This is a genomic window from Halomonas sp. (assembly GCF_041689495.1).
In the GTDB taxonomy this organism is placed as follows: Bacteria; Pseudomonadota; Gammaproteobacteria; order Pseudomonadales; family Halomonadaceae; genus Halomonas.
In genome coordinates this window covers 1-2,870 of record NZ_JBDNGD010000171.1, presented here as the reverse complement: position 1 = coordinate 2,870, position 2,870 = coordinate 1, and the positions used below count along the sequence as shown (strand labels likewise).

Genomic DNA, 2,870 nt, shown 5'->3' with positions numbered 1-2,870 from the left:
GACGGCAAGATCTTCGTCACCCCGCTGGAGCAGGTGATCCGCATCCGCACCGGCGAGATGGGAAAAGATGCTGTCTAGATAGCATCACCCAGGTCGCGCCGATACATTCAGGAAGATCGGCGACGGCAAGATCTTCGTCACGCCCCTGGAGCAAGTGATCCGCATCCGCACCGGCGAGACCGGAAAAGACGCTGTATAAAGCCGTAAGCCGTAAGCCGTAAGCCGTAAGTCCAGAGCTTGGCTACCTTCTAGAGACAGCGAACCCCATCTGGCTGTGGCCAAATGGGGTTCTTCTTATAGCTTAACGCTGATGGCTTACAGCTCCCGGCGAAGCCGGGTGGAACTTATTTTTCGACAAACGCCCGCTCGATCACATAGTCGCCGGGCTCACCCATGCGCGGCGAGATATTGAATCCCATCTCGTCGAGCAGGCCGCTGGTGTCATCGAGCATGGCCGGGCTGCCGCAGATCATGGCGCGATCCTGGCGCGGATCCAGGGTCGGCAGGCCGGTATCCTCGGCGAGCTTGCCGTTACGGATATGGTCGGTCAGGCGACCCATGGTGTGGAAACTCTCCTGTGTCACCGTGGGGTAGTAGATGAGTTTCTCGCTGATCTCTTCGCCCAGGTACTCGTGGGCCGGGAGCTCCTTCTGAATGAAGTCCGCGTAGGCGAGTTCGCTGACCGTCCTGACCCCATGAACCAGGACGATCTTCTCGAAACGCTCGTAGGCTTCCGGATCCTGAATCAGGCTCATGAAGGGGGCAAGGCCGGTGCCGGTGGAAAGCAAGTAGAGGTTGCGCCCCGGTAGCAGGTCATCGGTTACCAGGGTACCGGTGGGCTTGCGGCTGACCATGATCTGATCCCCCACCTCGAGGTGCTGGAGGCGCGAGGTCAGGGGGCCATCGGGCACCTTGATGCTGAAGAATTCCAGGTGATCCTCGTAATTGGGGCTGGCGATGGAGTAGGCGCGCATCAGCGGCTTCCCGGCAACCTCGAGGCCGATCATCACGAACTGGCCGTTCTTGAACCGCAGGCTGCGTTCCCGCGTGGTGCGAAAACTGAACAGGGTGTCGTTCCAGTGGTAGACACTGAGCACATCTTCCAGGGCGAACTTGCTCATGCCGGCTCCCTTATATTCCATATTCATATAGAAATTTTAAAAGTCTGATGCATGGATTATAAGCGAGCGGCAAATATCTGTTAAATGGATTGTATGGATATAGATTATCTATATTATCAATATAGGTCAGAGGAAACTCGATACAGCCCCGGGAGAGCCGTGCCATGCGCTATACCTTGCGCCAGCTGGAGGTCTTCGTCGCCGTCGCCCAGCACGAGAGTGTGTCGCGGGCGGCACGCACCCTGGCACTCTCCCAATCGGCGACCAGCACGGCCCTGGCTGAACTGGAACGCCAGTTCGATTGCCAGCTGCTCGACCGCATCGGCAAGCGACTCAAGCTCAACGGCCTGGGCTTTCAATTGCTACCCAAGGCCGTGGCACTGCTCGACCGGGCAGAGGAAGTCGAGGAGCTGTTGCGCGGTCAACAGGGCGTAGGCTCGCTGGTTGTAGGCGCCACCCTGACCATCGGCAACTACCTGGCCACCCTGCTGATCAGTGACTTCATGCAGCGCCATCCCGCCAGCCGAGTACGCCTTTCGGTGCGCAATACCCGCGCCATCATCGACAGTGTTCAACAGCATGAACTCGATCTGGGATTGATCGAGGGCCAGTGCGAGGAAGATGACGTCATCACCCAACCCTGGGTGGAAGACGAATTGGCGGTGTTCTGCTCTCCCCGCCATCCACTGGCCCATGCCGGCCCCGTGGAACTTGACCGGCTGCTCCGCGAGGCCTGGATCATGCGCGAGCAGGGTTCCGGTACCCGTCTGACCCTGGAACAGGCCGCCCGCCATCGGCGCGGACGCTTCAATATCCTGCTGGAGCTGGAACACACCGAGGGCATCAAGCGGGCGGTGGAATCGGGGTTGGGGATCGGCTGCATATCGAAGCTGGCGCTCCGCGACGCCTTCAGGCGGGGTAGCCTGGTGGCAATCCCCACCCCGGACCTGGAGCTGAGTCGCCAATTCAGCTTCATCTGGCATCGCCACAAGCACCTGACCACCGGGATTCGCGAATTCCTCAGGCTCTGCCGCCAGATGACGGAGGGGGTCCGACGCAGCGACGAGATCGACCTCCCACAGGTGCCGTGACGGGAGACGCGACAAGGGTCAGCGCAGGTCGCGAACTGCCTCCTGAATATCCTCCAGGCTGGCCTTGGACAAGTCCTTGGACAAGGTGTGGATAACTTGCTTGGCGGTCGGTCTATCGAGTTTCTCGCGCAAGCGCCCCAGGAACTTGGATGGCGCCACCAGGATCAGCTTGCCCATGCTGTTGTCGACACGGGCCTGGTAGAGCCGCTCGGACACCTCCTTGGCGAAGATATCCGCTTCGTGGTTGGAGGCCGAATTCTCCCCGCCCGAGGCACGCGATGTCATGGACATCGACTCGTGCACATCGGCACCGCGATCGGTCACCAGGTCACCCTCGTGCAACCGACCCGCGCTATGCACCAGGCTCTCCTGCTCGGTCAACCTGATGCCATCACGCGTGAAGATCCGTGCCCGTGCGGCATCCGCCACCACGATATAGGTCGTCATAGCCACTCCTTGATACTGGTTGACTGACGCGGCCTGGACGAGCGAGCCGGACGGCCTGCGCCTCTATTCAACATTGGCAAGCCCACCCCAAGTGGTCAACCGATTCCGCGAAAATGCCGATAGACGCTGCGCTGCCGCATGAACTGGGGTAGCATTCCGACGTGACGGCACGGAGGCCGACGCCAATCATCATCACGATGTGCATCCCAGG

Annotated in this window: 3 protein-coding genes and 1 pseudogene; 2 read left to right on the top strand and 2 right to left on the bottom strand. The window is 60.3% G+C overall.

What is annotated here, in order from left to right; all coding sequences use genetic code 11:
- Positions 1 to 112: 112 nt before the first annotated feature.
- A pseudogene (locus tag ACESMD_RS05910) lies at positions 113 to 199 on the top strand (P-II family nitrogen regulator); the annotation flags it as partial.
- A 145-nt stretch (positions 200 to 344) separates the two neighbouring features.
- Here the strand turns inward: ACESMD_RS05910 and ACESMD_RS05905 are convergent.
- Complete coding sequence (locus ACESMD_RS05905; RefSeq protein ID WP_372611232.1) at positions 345 to 1,121, bottom strand: ferredoxin--NADP reductase; 777 nt, start codon at positions 1,119 to 1,121, stop codon at positions 345 to 347.
- Positions 1,122 to 1,285: 164 nt separating this feature from the next.
- On the opposite strand from ACESMD_RS05905, the gene ACESMD_RS05900 reads away from it, so the two are divergent.
- Complete coding sequence (locus ACESMD_RS05900; RefSeq protein ID WP_372611230.1) at positions 1,286 to 2,212, top strand: LysR family transcriptional regulator; 927 nt, start codon at positions 1,286 to 1,288, stop codon at positions 2,210 to 2,212.
- 18 nt (positions 2,213 to 2,230) lie between these two features.
- Here the strand turns inward: ACESMD_RS05900 and ACESMD_RS05895 are convergent, their stop codons facing one another.
- Positions 2,231 to 2,659 carry a host attachment protein gene (locus tag ACESMD_RS05895; RefSeq protein WP_372611228.1) on the bottom strand — a complete coding sequence of 143 codons (429 nt, stop codon included), beginning with the start codon at positions 2,657 to 2,659 and terminating at the stop codon, positions 2,231 to 2,233.
- Positions 2,660 to 2,870: the final 211 nt, after the last annotated feature.

What these genes read in the sequence shown, in the direction of transcription:
- ACESMD_RS05900 (WP_372611230.1), top strand. Translation starts at nt 1,286, where the DNA reads ATGCGCTATACCTTGCGCCAGCTGGAGGTCTTCGTCGCCGTCGCCCAG.
- ACESMD_RS05905 (WP_372611232.1), bottom strand. Translation starts at nt 1,121, where the DNA reads ATGAGCAAGTTCGCCCTGGAAGATGTGCTCAGTGTCTACCACTGGAAC.
- ACESMD_RS05895 (WP_372611228.1), bottom strand. Translation starts at nt 2,659, where the DNA reads ATGACGACCTATATCGTGGTGGCGGATGCCGCACGGGCACGGATCTTC.